The 15,918-nt window shown below is 70.1% G+C and carries 17 protein-coding genes and 1 pseudogene; 11 read left to right on the top strand and 7 right to left on the bottom strand.

Annotated elements, in window-relative coordinates; translation table 11 throughout:
• The first annotated feature begins 159 nt into the window (after positions 1-159).
• Together ACFXB5_RS07340 and ACFXB5_RS07345 are read left to right on the top strand one after the other, a co-directional pair.
• A complete protein-coding gene (locus tag ACFXB5_RS07340; protein ID WP_385203575.1) occupies positions 160-849 on the top strand; it encodes a DedA family protein in 690 nt (229 codons plus the stop codon).
• 84 nt (positions 850-933) lie between these two features.
• Complete coding sequence (locus ACFXB5_RS07345) at positions 934-1,632, top strand: lytic transglycosylase domain-containing protein (RefSeq protein ID WP_385203577.1); 699 nt, start codon at positions 934-936, stop codon at positions 1,630-1,632.
• Here the strand turns inward: ACFXB5_RS07345 and ACFXB5_RS07350 are convergent.
• Positions 1,616-2,398 carry an alpha/beta fold hydrolase gene (locus ACFXB5_RS07350; protein ID WP_385203579.1) on the bottom strand — a complete coding sequence of 261 codons (783 nt, stop codon included), beginning with the start codon at positions 2,396-2,398 and terminating at the stop codon, positions 1,616-1,618. The two genes, ACFXB5_RS07345 and ACFXB5_RS07350, sit on opposite strands and share 17 nt — an antisense overlap.
• Before the next feature lie 329 nt (positions 2,399-2,727).
• On the opposite strand from ACFXB5_RS07350, the pseudogene ACFXB5_RS07355 reads away from it, so the two are divergent.
• From ACFXB5_RS07355 to ACFXB5_RS07370, 4 genes and pseudogenes are all read left to right on the top strand, one after another.
• Positions 2,728-2,995: pseudogene (locus tag ACFXB5_RS07355) on the top strand (zinc ribbon domain-containing protein); the annotation flags it as partial.
• Positions 2,996-3,148: 153 nt separating this feature from the next.
• A complete protein-coding gene (locus ACFXB5_RS07360) occupies positions 3,149-4,162 on the top strand; it encodes an MASE1 domain-containing protein (protein WP_385203581.1) in 1,014 nt (337 codons plus the stop codon).
• Between the two features lie 79 nt (positions 4,163-4,241).
• Positions 4,242-4,904 carry a histidine phosphatase family protein gene (locus ACFXB5_RS07365; RefSeq protein WP_385203584.1) on the top strand — a complete coding sequence of 221 codons (663 nt, stop codon included), beginning with the start codon at positions 4,242-4,244 and terminating at the stop codon, positions 4,902-4,904.
• A 312-nt stretch (positions 4,905-5,216) separates the two neighbouring features.
• Positions 5,217-5,801 carry a helix-turn-helix domain-containing protein gene (locus ACFXB5_RS07370; RefSeq protein WP_385203587.1) on the top strand — a complete coding sequence of 195 codons (585 nt, stop codon included), beginning with the start codon at positions 5,217-5,219 and terminating at the stop codon, positions 5,799-5,801.
• Between the two features lie 36 nt (positions 5,802-5,837).
• On the opposite strand, the gene ACFXB5_RS07375 is transcribed toward ACFXB5_RS07370, so the two are convergent.
• Positions 5,838-6,443: a ClpP family protease gene (locus ACFXB5_RS07375; protein WP_385203590.1), complete on the bottom strand. Its 606-nt coding sequence runs from the start codon at positions 6,441-6,443 to the stop codon at positions 5,838-5,840.
• A gap of 1 nt (position 6,444) precedes the next feature.
• A complete protein-coding gene (locus tag ACFXB5_RS07380; RefSeq protein WP_385203592.1) occupies positions 6,445-7,098 on the bottom strand; it encodes a ClpP family protease in 654 nt (217 codons plus the stop codon).
• Between the two features lie 311 nt (positions 7,099-7,409).
• Between ACFXB5_RS07380 and ACFXB5_RS07385 the strand changes: the two genes are divergently transcribed.
• Positions 7,410-8,090 carry a restriction endonuclease gene (locus ACFXB5_RS07385; protein ID WP_385203595.1) on the top strand — a complete coding sequence of 227 codons (681 nt, stop codon included), beginning with the start codon at positions 7,410-7,412 and terminating at the stop codon, positions 8,088-8,090.
• On the top strand, positions 8,056-8,904 hold the full coding sequence (locus tag ACFXB5_RS07390; RefSeq protein WP_385203597.1) for a hypothetical protein: 849 nt from the start codon (positions 8,056-8,058) through the stop codon (positions 8,902-8,904). The genes ACFXB5_RS07385 and ACFXB5_RS07390 overlap by 35 nt, the downstream gene beginning before the upstream one ends.
• Here ACFXB5_RS07390 and ACFXB5_RS07395 read toward each other — a convergent pair.
• Positions 8,883-9,611 carry an SDR family oxidoreductase gene (locus ACFXB5_RS07395; protein WP_385203599.1) on the bottom strand — a complete coding sequence of 243 codons (729 nt, stop codon included), beginning with the start codon at positions 9,609-9,611 and terminating at the stop codon, positions 8,883-8,885. The two genes, ACFXB5_RS07390 and ACFXB5_RS07395, sit on opposite strands and share 22 nt — an antisense overlap.
• A 244-nt stretch (positions 9,612-9,855) precedes the next feature.
• Here ACFXB5_RS07395 and ACFXB5_RS07400 point away from each other — a divergent pair, with 244 nt between their 5' ends.
• Positions 9,856-10,332 (top strand): RrF2 family transcriptional regulator, encoded by a 477-nt coding sequence (locus tag ACFXB5_RS07400; RefSeq protein ID WP_385203633.1) that lies wholly within the window; start codon positions 9,856-9,858, stop codon positions 10,330-10,332.
• Between the two features lie 24 nt (positions 10,333-10,356).
• Here the strand turns inward: ACFXB5_RS07400 and ACFXB5_RS07405 are convergent, their stop codons facing one another.
• On the bottom strand, positions 10,357-11,025 hold the full coding sequence (locus tag ACFXB5_RS07405) for a nitroreductase (protein WP_385203602.1): 669 nt from the start codon (positions 11,023-11,025) through the stop codon (positions 10,357-10,359).
• A 124-nt stretch (positions 11,026-11,149) separates the two neighbouring features.
• Here ACFXB5_RS07405 and ACFXB5_RS07410 point away from each other — a divergent pair, with 124 nt between their 5' ends.
• Positions 11,150-11,800 carry an FMN-dependent NADH-azoreductase gene (locus ACFXB5_RS07410; protein ID WP_385203605.1) on the top strand — a complete coding sequence of 217 codons (651 nt, stop codon included), beginning with the start codon at positions 11,150-11,152 and terminating at the stop codon, positions 11,798-11,800.
• A gap of 163 nt (positions 11,801-11,963) precedes the next feature.
• Here ACFXB5_RS07410 and ACFXB5_RS07415 read toward each other — a convergent pair whose 3' ends face one another.
• Positions 11,964-12,449 (bottom strand): MarR family winged helix-turn-helix transcriptional regulator, encoded by a 486-nt coding sequence (locus tag ACFXB5_RS07415; RefSeq protein ID WP_385203608.1) that lies wholly within the window; start codon positions 12,447-12,449, stop codon positions 11,964-11,966.
• 306 nt (positions 12,450-12,755) lie between these two features.
• Between ACFXB5_RS07415 and ACFXB5_RS07420 the strand changes: the two genes are divergently transcribed.
• The gene (locus ACFXB5_RS07420; RefSeq protein WP_385203611.1) at positions 12,756-14,219 is read left to right on the top strand and encodes a glycosyltransferase; all 1,464 of its coding nucleotides are present in this window, start codon (positions 12,756-12,758) and stop codon (positions 14,217-14,219) included.
• 116 nt (positions 14,220-14,335) lie between these two features.
• Here ACFXB5_RS07420 and ACFXB5_RS07425 read toward each other — a convergent pair whose 3' ends face one another.
• A complete protein-coding gene (locus ACFXB5_RS07425) occupies positions 14,336-14,824 on the bottom strand; it encodes a transcriptional regulator (protein WP_385203613.1) in 489 nt (162 codons plus the stop codon).
• Positions 14,825-15,918 lie beyond the last annotated feature (1,094 nt).

Genomic DNA, 15,918 nt, shown 5'->3' on the forward strand with positions numbered 1-15,918 from the left:
GGGCCGAACGCCCCGCATGGCGTGATTCGAACAACATCATCACACCCCTTACCGATATCCTCTTCAGTCACAGGCGTACGCTGTATGGCTGTAACAGGCTGACGCCTGCCGCTTCCCGGCGACATGCGCAGCGGGGGGACCGGGATCGGGAGTAGTACGTTGTTGGAACATTTGGGGTCGCTGACCAACACCCCATGGATTTATGCGGTGATCGGGGCATCCGTCCTGCTCGATGTCTTTCTGCCCGTTCTGCCCAGTGGGGTTCTGGTCATCACCGCCGCCACCGCGGCCGCCGGCACCACCGTTGACGCCGTCGGCGTGGTGCGCCAGGCCGGCGCGGCCGACTTCCCCGCCATGTTCGCGCTGGTGCTGTGCGCCGCGACCGCCTCCGTCCTCGGGGACATGGTCGCCTACCGGCTGGCCTGGCGCGGCAGCGACCGGCTCGACCGCGCCATCGCCCGCTCCCGCCGACTCACCTCCGCCCAGGAGAAGTTGGGCACCGCGCTGGTGCGCGGCGGCGGCCCGCTCGTGGTGATAGCCCGCTTCGCGCCCGCGGGACGCTCGGTCGTCAGCCTGAGCGCGGGCGCGGCCCACCGGAGGGTGAAGGAATTCCTGCCGTGGTCGGCGGTGGCCGGGCTCGCCTGGGCGGCGTACAGCGTGGCCCTCGGCTATGTCGGCGGCCAGTGGCTCGGCGCCACCTGGCTCGGCACGGCGGTCTCGGTGCTCGCGCTGTTCGGGGCGGGCGCCGGTGCGGCGTATGTGATGAAGCGGCCCGGTGAGGGTGAGACGGGACCGCTCCCCGCGGGTCCGGCCGGGCAGCCGCTGCCCGGCGCCCACCAGGCACGGTAGGGCCGTGTCGGCGAACGATTACTTATCGGCCCGCGATACCGGCTACGGTCCCTGCATGCGTACCCCCATCGTGCCGGTTCCGGCATGCTGACCCGCGCCGCCGGGATGGTCGCCGCGTTCCTCGCCGGCCTCGCCCTGGTCGTCGCCGCGGTCCTGGTCGTACGGCATCTCACCGAGCCCTCGGAGCCCGAGCTGCCGGTGATCCCCGATGCCAGGCGCCCCGTCGTGGAGGCGGCGGTCCGCACCTGCTCCCCGCTGAGCGTGCCGCTGCTGGCCGCCCAGATCGACGCGGAGAGCGGCTGGCGCCGGGACGCGGACTCCGGGCACGCCCAGGGCATTTCGCAGTTCTCCCCGGTCACCTGGAAGGAGTGGGGCAAGGACGGCGACGGCGACGGCAAGGCGGACGTCTGGGAGCCCCGCGACGCCATCCCCTCACAGGCCCGCTACATGTGCCATCTGTACGAGGTGGTCAAGGTGGTCCCGGGCGGCAAGGCCGGGCTCGGGGCGACCCGGCTCGCGCTCGCGGCGTACAACGCGGGGCCGAACGCGGTGCTCCGGGCGCGCGGCATCCCGAAGATCCTCGAGACGCAGGAGTATGTCGACAAGATCTTGAAGGAGTTGCTGCCCAAGTACCAGGAGAGCGAGGAGAAGTACCAGCGGAGCGAGGGGAAGCACACCAGCGGTGCCTCCGCCTCACCCGCCACACCGGCCTTCCCCTCGCCCTCCGGCGATCCGTCCGGGCCCGCCTCCGACTCCTCACCGGCGGCTACGCGTCGGCCGTGATGAAGTCCTCCACGGCCCGTACGAGTTCCTGCGGTGTCTCATCGGCCGGGTAGTGCCCGGCGTACTCCAGCTCCACCAGTTCGGCGTTGACGTACCAGCGCAGCCAGGTCTGCCGCATCAGCTCCGCCGTGAGCGCGGGGTCGTGGGCGCCGACCACGATCCGGACCGGCACCTGGGCACCGGCTATGTCCTCGTGGAAGTCCTCCAGCGCCCAGGAGTCCAGCCACGCGCGCAGCGCCTTGGGGTCGCTGTGCTCCAGTGAGTGCCGCACCATCAGATCCAGCCAGGCGGCCGGGTGGCGGCCACCGGTGGTACGGTCGATGATCTCCCGGCGGTTCTCCGGACGGTCGGCGGCGGCCGCGAACAGCTGCCACTGCTCGCCCTCCATCGGCACCCCGCTGGCCGGCACCGGCGCGACCCCGACCAACCGCCGGACCCGGTCCGGGGCGGCCGCCACGACGCGCTGGACGACGGCCGCGCCCATCGAGTGGCCGATGAGCGAGAACCGCTCCCAGCCGAGGTGATCGGCGAGCGCGAGCAGATCGCCCCCGGCCTCACCGGTGGTGTACGCGCCCGGGATATCGCGCGCCTCGCCGTAGCCGCGCAGGTCGGGCAGCACATAGGTGAACCCGCGCCGGTCGACGTGCGGCAGCATCGCGGCGTACGCGGCCCGGTCCGAGAACCAGCCGTGCACCGCCATCACATGGTGCGGCCCGTCGCCGACGGTTTCGTACGGTGGAACGAGGGGTGGAACGATCGGTCCCATGGCACCTCCGGTCCCAGTCGAATACGGGCGCGCGGCGCGTGCCCGTGGGGGACAACGGTGACGTCTCCCGCTTCGGGTGGGCAAGCCCGATGCGCATATGCGTGCCCGCGATACGACCCGGGGAGGGGTCGTATCGCGAGCGCGGGGTCATCCGTGTGGCGGGGGTTCCAGGGGTAGTTCACCGGGATTCCCGGAGGATGCCACGGCCTTCAGGCCGGGGAGGAATCGGTGTCACGGGTAGCGGCACAGGAGAAGACGGATTGCCGCTGGGCGCTCCAGCGCCCACCACGGGAGAGCTGAGAGGGACCTTCAGGAGGTGAAGGATTAAGGCTCTGATCGAGACGGGCCGCAAGCACGGGCGGGACATCCACCTCGTGCGTCCCGCGCACACCACCATGGACCGCGCATCGTGCGGAGCGAGAACCAAGCACGCACTGCCGCTGTCCGAGCGCACCTATACCTGCACCGCGTGCCGGAGCCGTCTCTCCCGGAGACAACAACTCCGCCCGCGTGATGCTCCACCGGGCAGGTCTGAACCCGGCTGGTGCCGAGGGCGTAAGACCACCGGGTGACGTTCGAGCCCACCTTGCCGCGTAGCCCTGGGTGTTTCCGTCCATCAGGTTCCTCCGTGAACGGCGGAGTACCCACGGAGGAACCTGATGAAATCGTGCGCGTGCCGTGCTGCGTACGGGCGAGCCCGGCCCCGGTGGCCGCGTGTCAGCGGCGCCGTCCGAGGGCGCCCGTAGTCTGATGGCGGCTGTGGCGCGCGACACGGGGATCCGGCGGAACAACAGCCTCCGGCGCCACGGCGCCACCGCGCTGCGGCTCGTGACCGTCGCCGCCCTCTACTACGCGGGCGCCAGGATCGGACTGCTTCAGGAGCTGGTGCGCGGTCAGGTCACCCCGCTGTGGCCGCCGACCGGCATCGCCCTGGCCTGTCTGCTGACGCTGGGCCCGATGGCCTGGCCGGGCATCGCCCTCGGCGCCGTAGCGGTCAACGCCCCCATCGGCCCGTCGCCCTTGGCCGTCCTCGCGATCGTGGCGGGCAACACCCTGGCCCCGGTCTGCTCGTATCTGCTGCTGCGGCGCGCGGGCTTCCGGCCCGCCGTGGACCGGCTGCGGGACGCGCTGGTCCTGGTCTTCCTCGGCGCCCTGGCGGGCATACTGATCAGTGCCACGGTGGGCACCGCCGCGCTCCTGCTGTCGGGCGCGCTCGCGGCGGCTGACTTCTGGACCGCCTGGTCGGTGTGGTGGACGGGCGACGCGATGGGCGTTCTGGTGATCACCCCCGTACTGCTGGTGCTCCGCCGCGCCCGGCTCCCGCGGGGCGTCGGCCCGTACCGCCTGCTGGAGGCGGTGGCCCTGCTGCTGGGCACGGCGGCCGTCGCGCTGGTGGCCATGCGGACGGACGTCAGCCTGCTCTTCCTGGTCTTCCCGTTCCTGATCTGGGCCGCCCTGCGCTTCCAGCTCGCGGGCGCCGCCCCGTGCTCGCTCATCGTCACGGTCCTCGCGATCGCCTCGACGGCGGAGGGCACCGGCCCGTTCTCCCACCACTCGCTCCCGGCCCGGATGGTCACCCTCCAGGCGTTCAACGGCTCGACGGCCCTGACGGCCCTGCTCCTGTCCGCGATCATCACCGAACGCAACACCACCCGCCGCCAGATCGAACGCGTCTGCGCCCAGCTGGCCGACGCGGTCTTCCGCCTGACCCCGAACGAGCCCCGCCCACCCGAGGGCGACCGCAGATCCCCGGACAGGCGATAGCGGGCCGTACCGCTGCGCCGCCGGAACCCGCCACCCGCCACCGGCCGTCCCTTCCAACGACTCTCGACGGACAGGGACCATGACCGCGACCCAAACGACCCACACGACTCACACGGCTCACGCCACCCGCTATCTCTATCTGACCCGCCATGGCGAGGCCACGCCGGACGAAGGAGGGCTCACGCCCACCGGCCGCCGCCAGGCCACGCTGCTCGGCGAGCGGCTCCGGGGCGTTCCGCTGTCGGCGATCCACCACGGCCCGCTGCCCCGGGCGGCCGAGACCGCCCGGCTGATCGGCGACCGACTCGACGGCGTACCGGCCCATGTCTGCGAACCGGCCGGGGATTATGTGCCGTACACGCCCCGGCGCGACGAACTGCCCGCCGATTCCGCCGACTTCCTGCTCGAATTCGTCCATCGCTTCCCACCCGAAGAGCGCGCCCGCGGCCCGCTGCTGGCCCGTGCCGCCGAGGAGCGCTTCACGGGCCCGGTGGACGGCCCCGAGGACCGCCATGAGCTGGTCGTCACGCACAACTTTCTCATCGGCTGGCTGGTCCGGGCCGTGCTCGACGCCCCGAAGTGGCGCTGGCTCGGCCTCAACCAGTGCAACGCGGCGCTGACCGTCATCCGCTGTCCCCCGCCCGGCCGACCGCCCTCGGTGCTCTTCTCCAACGACATGGCGCACCTGCCCGCGCCACTGCGCTGGACCGGCTATCCGCCGGAGCTGCGGATCACCTCCTGACCCGGCCCCGTGACCCCGTGACCTCGCAGCCCCGTGGCCCCGGGCGGTCGAACCGTCTTTTCGCCGGGGGCCGGACCCGCGCTGTTGGGTCCGGCCCCCGCCGTGTCCGAGTTACGCAAGCAGCCCAGCAAGCGTGAATAAGGACAGCCATACGCTAGGGCCCGGCACTGACAACGGGGCCCCTCGCCGGGGATGCGCGGGGTGTGCGCGGTCCGGTTCGCGCCACCCGCCCCACACCGAACGCTTGAGCGATTCGCCAAGGGCAGAGCGTTGCCCCCTTCCCGTCGGGCGTGACGCTCCTACCCTGAGGGGGTGAGCAGCCACGCGTCGAACCGAGCCCGCGTCATTCCCCTGCGTCCGGCCACCGCGGCCCCGGTGCCCCGGTCGGGAGCCACCACCGGGGGCGGAGCCCCCACGGCCGCCCCCGCCCCGGCGACGCCCGCCGTTCCGGGCGCCCCGGGTGCCCCTGGCGGACCGGAGCGGGCCGGCCGGGAGCCGGTGAAGGAGCCCTTGTGGCGGGATGTCGTCGGTGGCGTGCTGCGGCGCGAGCGCCTCGCTCAGCAGCGCACGCTCAAGGACGTGGCCGAGGCGGCGCGGATCTCGATGCCGTACCTCTCCGAGCTCGAACGGGGCCGTAAGGAGGCGTCGTCCGAGGTTCTCGCGGCCGCCGCCCGCGCACTCGGCCTGGGCCTGGCCGACCTTCTCGCGATGGCCCAGGGCGAGTTGATCCGGCTCGTCTCCGGCCCGCGGCGGCGCGACGGCGCGGCGATGTCGGTCACGTCCCTCACGTCCGTCACGTCCGCCACCTCCGCCACTTCCGCCACGTCCGTCACGTCCGTCGCGGACCGCGGGGCCCGGCACGCGGGGCGGCAGGGCGACGTACGCCTGGCCGCCTGAGCCACCGAGCCACCGAGCCACCGAGCCACCGAGCCCTCAGAATCCCCGGGCCATCCGCCGACTCAGCACCTCGTCGGCGAGCCCGTACGCCACCGCCTCCTCCGCCGTGAAGACCTTGTCGCGGTCCATATCGGCGCGGAGCGTGGCGACGTCATGGGGCGTATGGCGTGCCAGCACCTCCTCGACCTGCGAGCGGATCCGGAGCATCTCCTTGGCCTGCAGGCTGAGGTCCGAGACCGTCCCCTGCTGACCCCCGCTCACCGGCTGCCCCAGCAGCACCCGGGCGTGCTCCAGCGCGAACCGCCGCCCGGGGTCTCCCCCGGCCAGCAGCACCGCCGCGGTCGAGGCCGCCTGCCCCACGCAGAACGTGGAGATGGGCGCGGACACGAACGTCATCGTGTCGTAGATCGCCATCAGCGAGGTGAACGAGCCGCCCGGTGAGTTGATGTAGATCGAGACCTCCTGCTCCGGGCTCGACGATTCGAGGTGGAGCAGCTGCGCGATGACGACGTTGGCGACGCCGTCGTCGATCTCCGTACCGAGGAAGATGATCCGCTCGGACAGCAGCCGGCTGTAGATGTCGTACGCCCGCTCCCCCTGCGTGGTGCGCTCGACGACCGTCGGAATCGTGTACTGCCCCATGTCAGATCCCCATCCTGCGCCGCGTACCGGCGGGCCGTACGTCCGCGAGCGACTCCACGACCCGGTCGACCATTCCGTACTCCTTCGCCTGCTCCGGTGTGAACCACCGGTCGCGGTCACCGTCGCGCGAAATGGTCTCCACGCTCTGTCCGGTGTGCTCCGCGGTGATCCGCTCGATCGACCGCTTCATGAATTCCAGATTCTCGGCCTGAATCGCGATATCGGCCGTGCTCCCCCCGATACCGGCGGACGGCTGATGCATCATGATGCGGGAATTCGGCAGCGCGTAGCGCTTTCCCGTCGTGCCCACGGTGAGCAGAAACTGCCCCATGCTCGCGGCGAATCCCATGACGAGCGTGGAGACGTCGTTCGGAATCAGCCGCATCGTGTCGTAGATCGCCAGCCCCGCCGTCACCGAACCGCCCGGACTGTTGACGTAGAGGCTGATGTCCGACCGTGGATCCTCGGCCGAGAGCAGCAGCATTTGCGCACACACCCGGTTTGCGGACACCTCGTCCACCTGTGTGCCGAGAAAGACGATGCGCTGGGTCAGCAGCTGTGCGGCGAGGTGATCGTCGAACCGCGTGGGTGCCGTATCCCCTTCCGTGGCTCGCGGACTCATTGCCGGCTCCCAGCCGGTGACGAATGTTCCCATCGGACCTCCCTGTGAATACCGCGACCCACACCGCCGCGGTCCTTTCACCATCGACCCAATTCGCCTGCTCCGTAAGGAATCTCGGCCCGCAGCAGATTCGCCTACGGCAGACCCGGCCGCTGCGCGAGGGGCGCTCTTGCGGGGGCGTCCCGCCGCTCCCGACACTGCGGGGGTAAGGGAAACGAGTCGACAGGGGGGCGCAATCAATGACCGTACGAGGGCGGCAGCGACAGCGACAGCGACGACGGCGTAAAGCAGCATTACGGCGGGCGAGGGCGCGGCTGCGCCGCACGGCCTGGAGCGGCGGCGCGGTGGCGGCCCTCGCACTGGCCCTGACCTGGAAGACGGTATGGCCGTACGTCCTCGGGGTGGTCCTCGCCGGCCTGCTCGGCACCATCGGCTGGTGGCTGTGGAAAACGCATCTGCGCACCGTGACGCAACACCGGGCCTGGCAGACCGAGGAGGAGAACGCGGCACGTGAGCGGTCCATGGCCGAGGTGGACGCCATGACGTGGCAGCGGTTCGAGAGTTACGTCGCGGAGCTGTGCCGCCGGGACGGCTGCACCCAGGTCGTCGTCTCCGGGAGGTCGGGCGACCTGGGCGCGGACGTCATCGGCCGCATGCCGGACGGCCGCCTGCTGGTGATCCAGTGCAAGCACTACGCACCCCATCGCACCGTGCCAAGTGGCGATATGCAGAAGTTCCTCGGCACGGCGAAGGCCGAACACGGCGCGGATGTCGCGGTGTTCGTCGCCACCTGCGCCTTCACACGGGAGGCGGAGAAGCTCGCGATGAGGCACGAGATCCTCGCCCTGCACCGGAACCTCCTCGGCGCCTGGGTGCGGGGCGCCACCCTGGAGTCCCTGCTCCCCCTCAACGGCACGGGCAACGGCCGCACCGGCCGTCGCCCCCGAAGCCTCAGGGGTCCACAGCCGGGCCGCGAAGGAGAGAACCGTGATGTTCACCATCGAGGACCGCAACCGCCTCCGTGATCAGTTGCTCGCCGAGGCGGAGCTTGATGACGCCGTCGTCGGTATCGCCTTCACCGGCTCACACGCCGTCGGAGCCGACGACCGCTGGTCGGACACCGATATCGTCCTCGCCGTCCGCGGTGACATCACGCCAGTGCTGAACCGATGGACACGGTGGCTCCACGAGGAACTCGGGGCCCAGCACCACTGCGATCTGCCTGCGGGCACGCGAACCATCCGCGTATTCCTGCTGCCCAGTTGGCTCGAGATCGATATGACGTTCGCGCCGGAGGCCGAGTTCGGCCCCCGAGGCCCGCAGTGGCGCACGGTCTTCGGCCAGGCACAACCACTCGAACCCTTCCCGGATCCCGATCCCGACACTCTCGCAGGGCTCCTCTGGCACCACGCGCTGCACGCCCGGATCTCCCTTGAGCGCGGCCGCCTGTGGCAGGCCGAGCACTGGATCAGCGCCATGCGCGACCACGTGATCACGCTGGCCTGTCTACGGCTCGGCCACCCCGCGACGTATGCGAAAGGTGCCCATCGGCTGCCCGCCGAACTCACCACGCCGCTGGAGACGACGCTCGTACGCTCACTCACCGAACCGGAACTTCATCGCGCCCTGGGCGCGACCCTCACCGCGGTGACGGACGAACTCCAGCGATCCGACGCCACGCTCGCGACCCGCCTCCGGCCCATGTTCGGAGAGCTCTCGGAAGGCACCGAAGGGCCCGCCGGGGCCGTAACGCCGGGCGGGCGGAGGTTCAGCTGCTCCAGGCCGCGCGCGAGTACCGCGTGGGTGCCGCGCTCGGGTCAGGAGAGCCAGTCGACGTAACGGGTCGGGGCCAGCTGGGCGCCCGTGTCCGTGAGGACGTCCCCCTGGACGACGGCGAACATCCCGGCTGCCGGGTCGGTGACCACGGTGCGGTGGTCGCCCTTCCGGGCCAGGGTGATGCGGCCCAGCTCGTCCAGCGGGAAGACCTCGGGCCCGGCGACGTTGCGAATGCCCCGCAGCGGGGCGCCCGCGGCGGCCTCCGTCACCGCCGCGGCCACGTCCTTGGCGGCGATCGGCTGGATCGGCGTGGCGGGCAGCCGGACGGTGTCGCCGTCGGCTGTCCAGGACAGAACGGCGTCCATGAACTCCATGAACTGCGTCGCCCGGACGATCGAGTACGGGATCGGCCCGGCCGCGAGGATCTCCTCCTGGAGCGCCTTGGCCCGGTAGTAGTCCAGCTCCGGCACCTGGTCCACACCGACGATCGAGAGGATCACGAAGTGGCCGACGCCGCCCTTCTGGGCCGCGGCCAGCAGGTTGTCCATCGAGGTCTGGAAGAAGGCCGGGGAGGCTTCGTCGAAGGACGGGGAGTTGGTGAGGTTGACGACGACGTCGGCTCCCGCCACCGCCTCGTCCAGCCCCTGACCGCTGATGATGTCGACGCCGGTGGACAGCGCGTGCGGTACCGCCTCGTGCCCGGCGGCGTTCAGATTCTTGACGACCTGGGACCCGATCAGCCCGGTACCGCCGATGACCGCGAACTTCATGACTTGCCTTCCGTCGGAATGGTGCGCATAGACGCCCGCATGTGCGCATGGCGCCTGCCTGCATGCCTGCATGCCTGCATGCCTGCATGCCTGCATGCCTGCATGCCTGGATACGGCGCATGGACCACTACGTGGCCGCGCCGCCCATCAAACTCGGACACATCTTGTCCGAGAAAATACCCGGACACAAGTTGTCCGAGTAAGCGGGCTGATCGGCGGGCTGATTAGAGTGGGGCGGGTGAAGATGTCCGGCGGAGTCGAGTGGGCCCTGCACTGCTGCGTCGTGCTCACCTCCGTCGAGGAGCCCGTCCCCGCGACCAAGCTGGCGGAACTGCACGACGTCTCGGCTAGCTACCTGGCCAAACAGCTACAGACCCTCTCCCGGGCCGGACTCATCCGCTCGGTCCAGGGCAAGGCGGGCGGTTACGTCCTCACCCGTGAGCCCGCCTCGATCACCGTGCTCGATGTGGTCGAGGCGGTCGACGGCCCCAGCCCGGCGTTCACCTGTACGGAAATCCGCCAGCGGGGGCCGCTGGCCACCCCAGCCGAGGCATGCACCACCCCGTGCCCGATCGCCCGCGTGATGGGCGGCGCGGACGCGGCCTGGCGCGAGGCGCTGCGCACGGTCTCGATCGCCGACCTGGCCCAGGACGTCGCCTCCACCTCCGGCCCCACCGCGCTGGCCCGCGTCAGCGCATGGCTGACCACTCCGCAGCCCTGAGGCCGCCGCCAAGCCTGAGGCCCCTCAGCGGCCGTCGACGAACCTGACCGTCTCGCCGAGCGGTGCCCGCCCCGTACGGGGGTGACTCGCGGCGACGTCCTCGTACCCGATCGACATACCGCAGAACAGGATGAGCCCCTCCGGCGGCGACACGATATCCGCGACGGTCCTGTGGTACTTCGCCCACGCCATCTGCGTACAGCTGTGCAGCCCCTCGGCGCGGAGCAGCAACATGACGGTCTGCAGAAACATGCCGACGTCGGACCACTGGGGTCCGCCCAGGTCACGATCGATGTAGCAGAACAGGGCGGCGGGCGCGCCGAAGCACTGCCAGTTCGCGGAGGCGGCCCGCTGGCGCGCCTCCAGGTCCTCGCGCGGAATCCCGAGCGCACCGTAGCGCTGCTCACCGAAGGCGGCTCGGCGCTCGCGGTACGGGGACTTCAGCGCGGACGGGTACTGCTCGTACTCCGGCTCATCCCAGGCGTCACCCGTGGCCAGCCGCTCACCCGCGCGCTTCTTGAGCTCGGCCAGCGGCCCGCCGGTCAGCACATAGGCGTGCCACGGCTGGAGGTTCGACCCGGACGGCGCCCAAGCCGCGGCGGACAGCACCCGCTCCAGCACCTCCCCAGGGACCTGCCGGTCGGTGAATCCGCGCACCGCTCGTCGGCTCGTGACGGCTCCGTAGACGTCCAAGATCGCCCATCTCCCCTCGGCTCGAGGCGCTGTGTCTTCGCCGCGCATCTTCGTTACACTCGCGACAGTATCATTCGATACCATCTTACTCTCAACCATCACCGAGCACTCATGGGAGAAGTCCATGGTCACGCTGTTGCACATCGACTCATCCGTACTTCCGGGCGAGGCGTCCGCGTCCCGTTCGGTCGCGGCCGCCTTCCGTACGGCATGGGAGGAGCAGCACCCGGAGGGCACGGTGATCCACCGCGACCTCGCCGCCGACCCCATCCCCCACATCACCGCCGACGCCTGGTCCGCCGGCTACACCGCGCCGTCAGAGCGCACCCCTGAGCAGTCGGCGGCGTTCGCCGCGCGCGAGAAGCTCATCGAGGAACTGGAGCAGGCGGACGCCATCCTGATCGGCGCCCCCATGCACAACTTCTCGGTCCCGTCGACCCTCAAGACATGGCTGGACAACGTGCTCCTGCTCGGCCGCACCGCGGGCGAGTCCCCCTCCGCCCAGGGCACGCCGACCATCGTCGTCGCCAGCCGCGGCGGCTCCTACGCGCCGGGCACCCCGCGCGAGGGCTTCGATTTCGTACAGAACTACCTGGAGGCCGTCCTCCACCGCACCCTCGGCCTGGACCTCGACTTCATCGTCCCGGAACTCACCCTGGCCCCACGCAACCCGGCCATGTCCGAGCTGATCCCCCTGTACGAGGCCTCCCGCAACCGCGCCTTCGAGGACGCGACCACGAAGGCGAAGGAGCTCGCGGAGCGCCTGGCGGCGTAGCGCCTGGGCCAACGCCCGGCCGCGCATCCCTCAGGCAATGGACGCCGCGTGACGCCTCACCGAATCGAGCCAGCCACACGGCGTCCGCCCACCCCGTCCGAACCGAGCCAGCCACACGGCGTCCATCCACCCCACCCGAGGCGAGGGCCGCCGCACGACACCCCTACGCCCCATCCTCCACGGGATAGGCGAACCGGGTCAGCAGATCCTTCAGCCGCTCGGCCTCATCGGACCCCAGCTCGCCCACCAGCCGCTCGGCCAGCGGCTCCGCCGCCACATGGGCCGCGTCGAAGAGATCAAGCCCCTGAGGCGTGATCTCCACCGCCCGCACCCGCCGATCCCCCGGCACGGCCTTGCGCACGACCAGCCCTTTGCGCTCCAGGTCGTCCACCACGCGCATGATCCCCGCCTTGTCCGACCCCGTAGCCGCCGCCAGGTCCCGCTGCACCGTGGGCCCGCGGTCGACCAGCACGATCAGCACGGCGAAATGCCGCAGCTCAATGCCGAGCGGCCGAAGCGCCTCCGTCATCACCGCCGCCGCCCGCCAGTGCGCCCGACGCAGCAGCAGCCCGAGCGCGAACGGCGAGGTGTCCCCGGCACGGCCGGTCGCCCGCGAGGCGGTGGTGTGGTGAGGGAGATCGGCGCTCATGGGGCCACATTACAGCCATTCATTCGTTCGATACGGTATCAATTGAAACTAAATCCGGTGGGCACGGAATGACAAGGGGCACGAGGTAGCGAAACGGGGCGCGCGAGATATAGTCACGCAACTGTCCCTGTGTCAGGAAATTGTCACCCCATTACTGAAGTCAGCCCCCATGCGCTGGAATCGTCTTCCACACATCAGGGGGGATCTGACCATGTCTGACAACGCTCAACTCGCCCGCACCGGCTCCGCCGCCGGCGCCCTCACCATCCGGTTCGGCTTCCGCCGCGGCCGCCAGGCGGGCCAGCAGTGACCCGACCCGGCGCGCTCGCCGCACACCCCCACCGCTCGGGAATGGTGTTCACCGGCGCCGTAGCCCTCATCCTGGCTGCGGCCTGGGCCGCACAGCACGCCCTCCAAGCAGCCCACTACGGCGGCCCGAACGGCAGCCGCCTCGCCGTGGTGTGGACCATCACGTTCGCGCTGCTCATGCTCCAGACCGTCATGTACCACCTGGAGCGCACCCGCCGACTCACCGCTCGCATCATGCGCCAGCTCGACGCGTTGCATGTCGCGATCCTCGTGCCCACCTACAACGAGGACCCCGGTTATCTGCGGCTCGGCCTCCAGTCCTTCATCGATCAGTCCCGCCGCCCGGACTCCGTCCATGTCGTCGACGACGGGTCGACGAACACCGACTACGCCGAGGTGCGTACCTGGTGGCAAGCGGCGGCCGCCGAGGCCGGGATCGCGACCACCTGGCAGCGCGTGCCCAACGCCGGGAAGCGGCACGCCCAGGCGCACGGCGTACGGAAGAGCCCCGGCGCCGACATCTACGTCACCGTCGACTCCGATTCCTGCCTGGCACCGAACGCCATCGAGCAGGTGCTGGTGCCGTTCGCCCGCCCGCAGGTGCAGTCCGTCGCCGGGATCGTGATCTCCACCAACCACCGCACGAACCTGCTCGCCAGGATCACGGATCTGTGGTTTGTCACCGGGCAGTTGGTTGATCGCAGCGCCCTGTCCGCCATGGGCAGCGTCCTCGTCAACAGCGGGCCGCTCGCCGCGTACCGGGCCGACGTCGTCCGGGACAACCTCGACAGCTACCTGAACGAGACGTTCATGGGCCGCCCCGTGATGTTCTCGGACGACTCCCTGCTCACCCTCTACGCCCTGCTGCGCGGCCAGACCGTCCAGCAGCCCTCCGCCGTCGTCTTCACCGCCATGCCGGAGAAGGCCGGCCACCTGCTGCGCATGTACCTGCGATGGATGCGCGGCTCCACCATCCGCTCCATCTGGCGCATGCGCTACCTGCCGCTGAACCGATGGGCGTACTGGGCACACCTGCTGCGCTGGTTCCAAGTGGCGCTGTCCACCACCGTCCTGGTCTGGCTGCTCGTGGTCGAACCGGCCGCCTACGGCAACTACCCGCCCGCGAGCTTCCTCGTGGTGCCCTTCCTCATCGGCTGGGCACAGGGCCTGCGCTACCTGGGCATCATCCGCAGTGACGAGCGGATCCGATCCCGCATCCTCACCTGGCTGCTCATGCCGCTCGCGGTGATCTGGGCCTGGACGGTGCTGCGATTCATGCGCTGGTACGGCGTGGCGACCTGTGCCAAGACCGGCTGGGGCACCCGGCAGAACGGAGCCGAGGTCTCCCTCGGAGAAGGACCGGGCGACGGCACCGAGACTGAGGCCCCGTTGGCCAAGCTGCTGGACCCGCTGACGGAAAACACCATCGAAATGCGAATCCCGCGGCGCACCACGGCCTGACCGAGCCCCGCAACCGGAGCCCTCGCCGTGCCTCGTGGGCGGGGGCTCCGAGGAGTTGCTACGGCTTCTCGCCCAGCGCTACACGCATGCAGGTCGTCAGCCACCGTCAACTCCTCTCACGCCTCGGCGAGGCGGATCGCGTACCGGATACTCTCGAGCTCGCGGCGTGCGGGTGCGGAGATCTCCCGGCTATCCAACATCACCGGCAGCCGTTCCCGGAGGACGACGGCGGCATTTCCCGAGCGAAGCAGCTCGGGCCTTGCGGTGAGCAGCGTCCACAGTGTGTGGATGTTCAGTTCGACGTATCCGTGATGTGGTGCGAGCCCCCGCGCCAAGTGCTGAAGAAGCCGCGTACCTGACCAACTGCCAAGGTGTCGCGAAGCGATGAACTGGTCCGAGAGTTCGATGCGCTGGCCTTCCCCGATCCAGTAAGCCCAGTAGTTGAGGTTCGCTGCCTCGCTTGCTTCGTCGTCGTTCAGAGTGTTTCTGACGAAGTACCCCATGCGCTCCCGATCACCCTGGCGCGCGGCGACGGCTGCCACGGAACGCTCGTTGAGCCAGCTGGTCAACCAGTCCGAAGGACGCTCGCTGCGTTGCTGTTGCACCAGAGCCGGTCATCGTCGACTTCCACCACGGCGGCAGGGGCCCCGGGCACACCGTGTACGCCTGCCCACCCCACTCCCGGACCTACCAGCGTGACGCCGTCGCCGGGGCCGCCGCCATGCCTCGCGCCCGCCGGCAGGGCAGGACCCGATGACGAGCACCCAGCCAGCCGCCACCCCGGCCACTGACCCATTCGCCGACGACGCATGGCGCACGGCCATCGAGCACGCAGCAGGCTGCCTGACTTGCCGGACGCCCGGCGCCGGCTGCCAGGAGGGCGAGCGGCTGTTGCACGCCTACGAGGAAGCCACGCGCGAGGCCCGGCCCGGCGGCGAGTCATGAAGCGACGACGAGCATTCCCCACCCGCGGGGCACACCGCTCATCTTCGCGCCGCCCACCCGGGCCTACTTGCTCGGCGCGGCCCCGCCCCGCTGACCCTCGCCGTCCACCTCCCTCCGGGCCCCGTACCGGACGACTGCATCAGCAGCCCGCCCTCCCCGACACCCTGCGGTCGACGCGGCCAGGCAGGCCCGCCGACCGCAGGGCCGGGACTCCGGACCCGACATGGGACGGCGGGATGGATTGCCCTCGCAAGAAGATCCACACCGATGGGAGAACGCCGTGACCGGACGCCTTGCCAAGACGTCAACGTGGATCTGCTCCAGCTGGGTGACAACCTTCCATCTTTGCCTCATCGTTGTCAGTGGGGCCTGGTTGACTGAGCCTCAGCAACAGTGGGGAGCGGACAATGCCAACAGTGATTCACAGGACCCCGTCCGAGTTACGAGCTCAACGCGCGCAGCTTCTCGCCGAGGTAAACATGTCCTACGAGGAGCTCCGCGAGCGTGCTGAGACGTACAGCTTGAGCATGGATGAGCTTGACGTTTGGCACACCATCGAGGGCATCGACTACCTTCTAGCAGGTGACTGCTGAAGGGGCACCGACCCTGGACGACATGGCGATGGAGTTCGCCGACAAGCTCACAGCGTTGACGCGGGGGGTCCACGGTGTTGTCTACCCCCGGGTTGAAGCCCGGGAAACCCGGACGCGCCACCCCGGGTCACCCATATACCGATCCGGGCGGGTGTGGCCCA

The organism is Streptomyces sp. NPDC059455 (genome assembly GCF_042750115.1).
Lineage (GTDB): Bacteria > Actinomycetota > Actinomycetes > Streptomycetales > Streptomycetaceae > Streptomyces > Streptomyces endocoffeicus.

What these genes read in the sequence shown, in the direction of transcription:
- ACFXB5_RS07345 (WP_385203577.1), top strand. Translation starts at nt 934, where the DNA reads ATGCTGACCCGCGCCGCCGGGATGGTCGCCGCGTTCCTCGCCGGCCTC.
- ACFXB5_RS07350 (WP_385203579.1), bottom strand. Translation starts at nt 2,398, where the DNA reads ATGGGACCGATCGTTCCACCCCTCGTTCCACCGTACGAAACCGTCGGC.
- ACFXB5_RS07360 (WP_385203581.1), top strand. Translation starts at nt 3,149, where the DNA reads ATGGCGGCTGTGGCGCGCGACACGGGGATCCGGCGGAACAACAGCCTC.
- ACFXB5_RS07365 (WP_385203584.1), top strand. Translation starts at nt 4,242, where the DNA reads ATGACCGCGACCCAAACGACCCACACGACTCACACGGCTCACGCCACC.
- ACFXB5_RS07375 (WP_385203590.1), bottom strand. Translation starts at nt 6,443, where the DNA reads ATGGGGCAGTACACGATTCCGACGGTCGTCGAGCGCACCACGCAGGGG.
- ACFXB5_RS07380 (WP_385203592.1), bottom strand. Translation starts at nt 7,098, where the DNA reads ATGGGAACATTCGTCACCGGCTGGGAGCCGGCAATGAGTCCGCGAGCC.
- ACFXB5_RS07390 (WP_385203597.1), top strand. Translation starts at nt 8,056, where the DNA reads ATGTTCACCATCGAGGACCGCAACCGCCTCCGTGATCAGTTGCTCGCC.
- ACFXB5_RS07395 (WP_385203599.1), bottom strand. Translation starts at nt 9,611, where the DNA reads ATGAAGTTCGCGGTCATCGGCGGTACCGGGCTGATCGGGTCCCAGGTC.
- ACFXB5_RS07400 (WP_385203633.1), top strand. Translation starts at nt 9,856, where the DNA reads ATGTCCGGCGGAGTCGAGTGGGCCCTGCACTGCTGCGTCGTGCTCACC.
- ACFXB5_RS07410 (WP_385203605.1), top strand. Translation starts at nt 11,150, where the DNA reads ATGGTCACGCTGTTGCACATCGACTCATCCGTACTTCCGGGCGAGGCG.
- ACFXB5_RS07415 (WP_385203608.1), bottom strand. Translation starts at nt 12,449, where the DNA reads ATGAGCGCCGATCTCCCTCACCACACCACCGCCTCGCGGGCGACCGGC.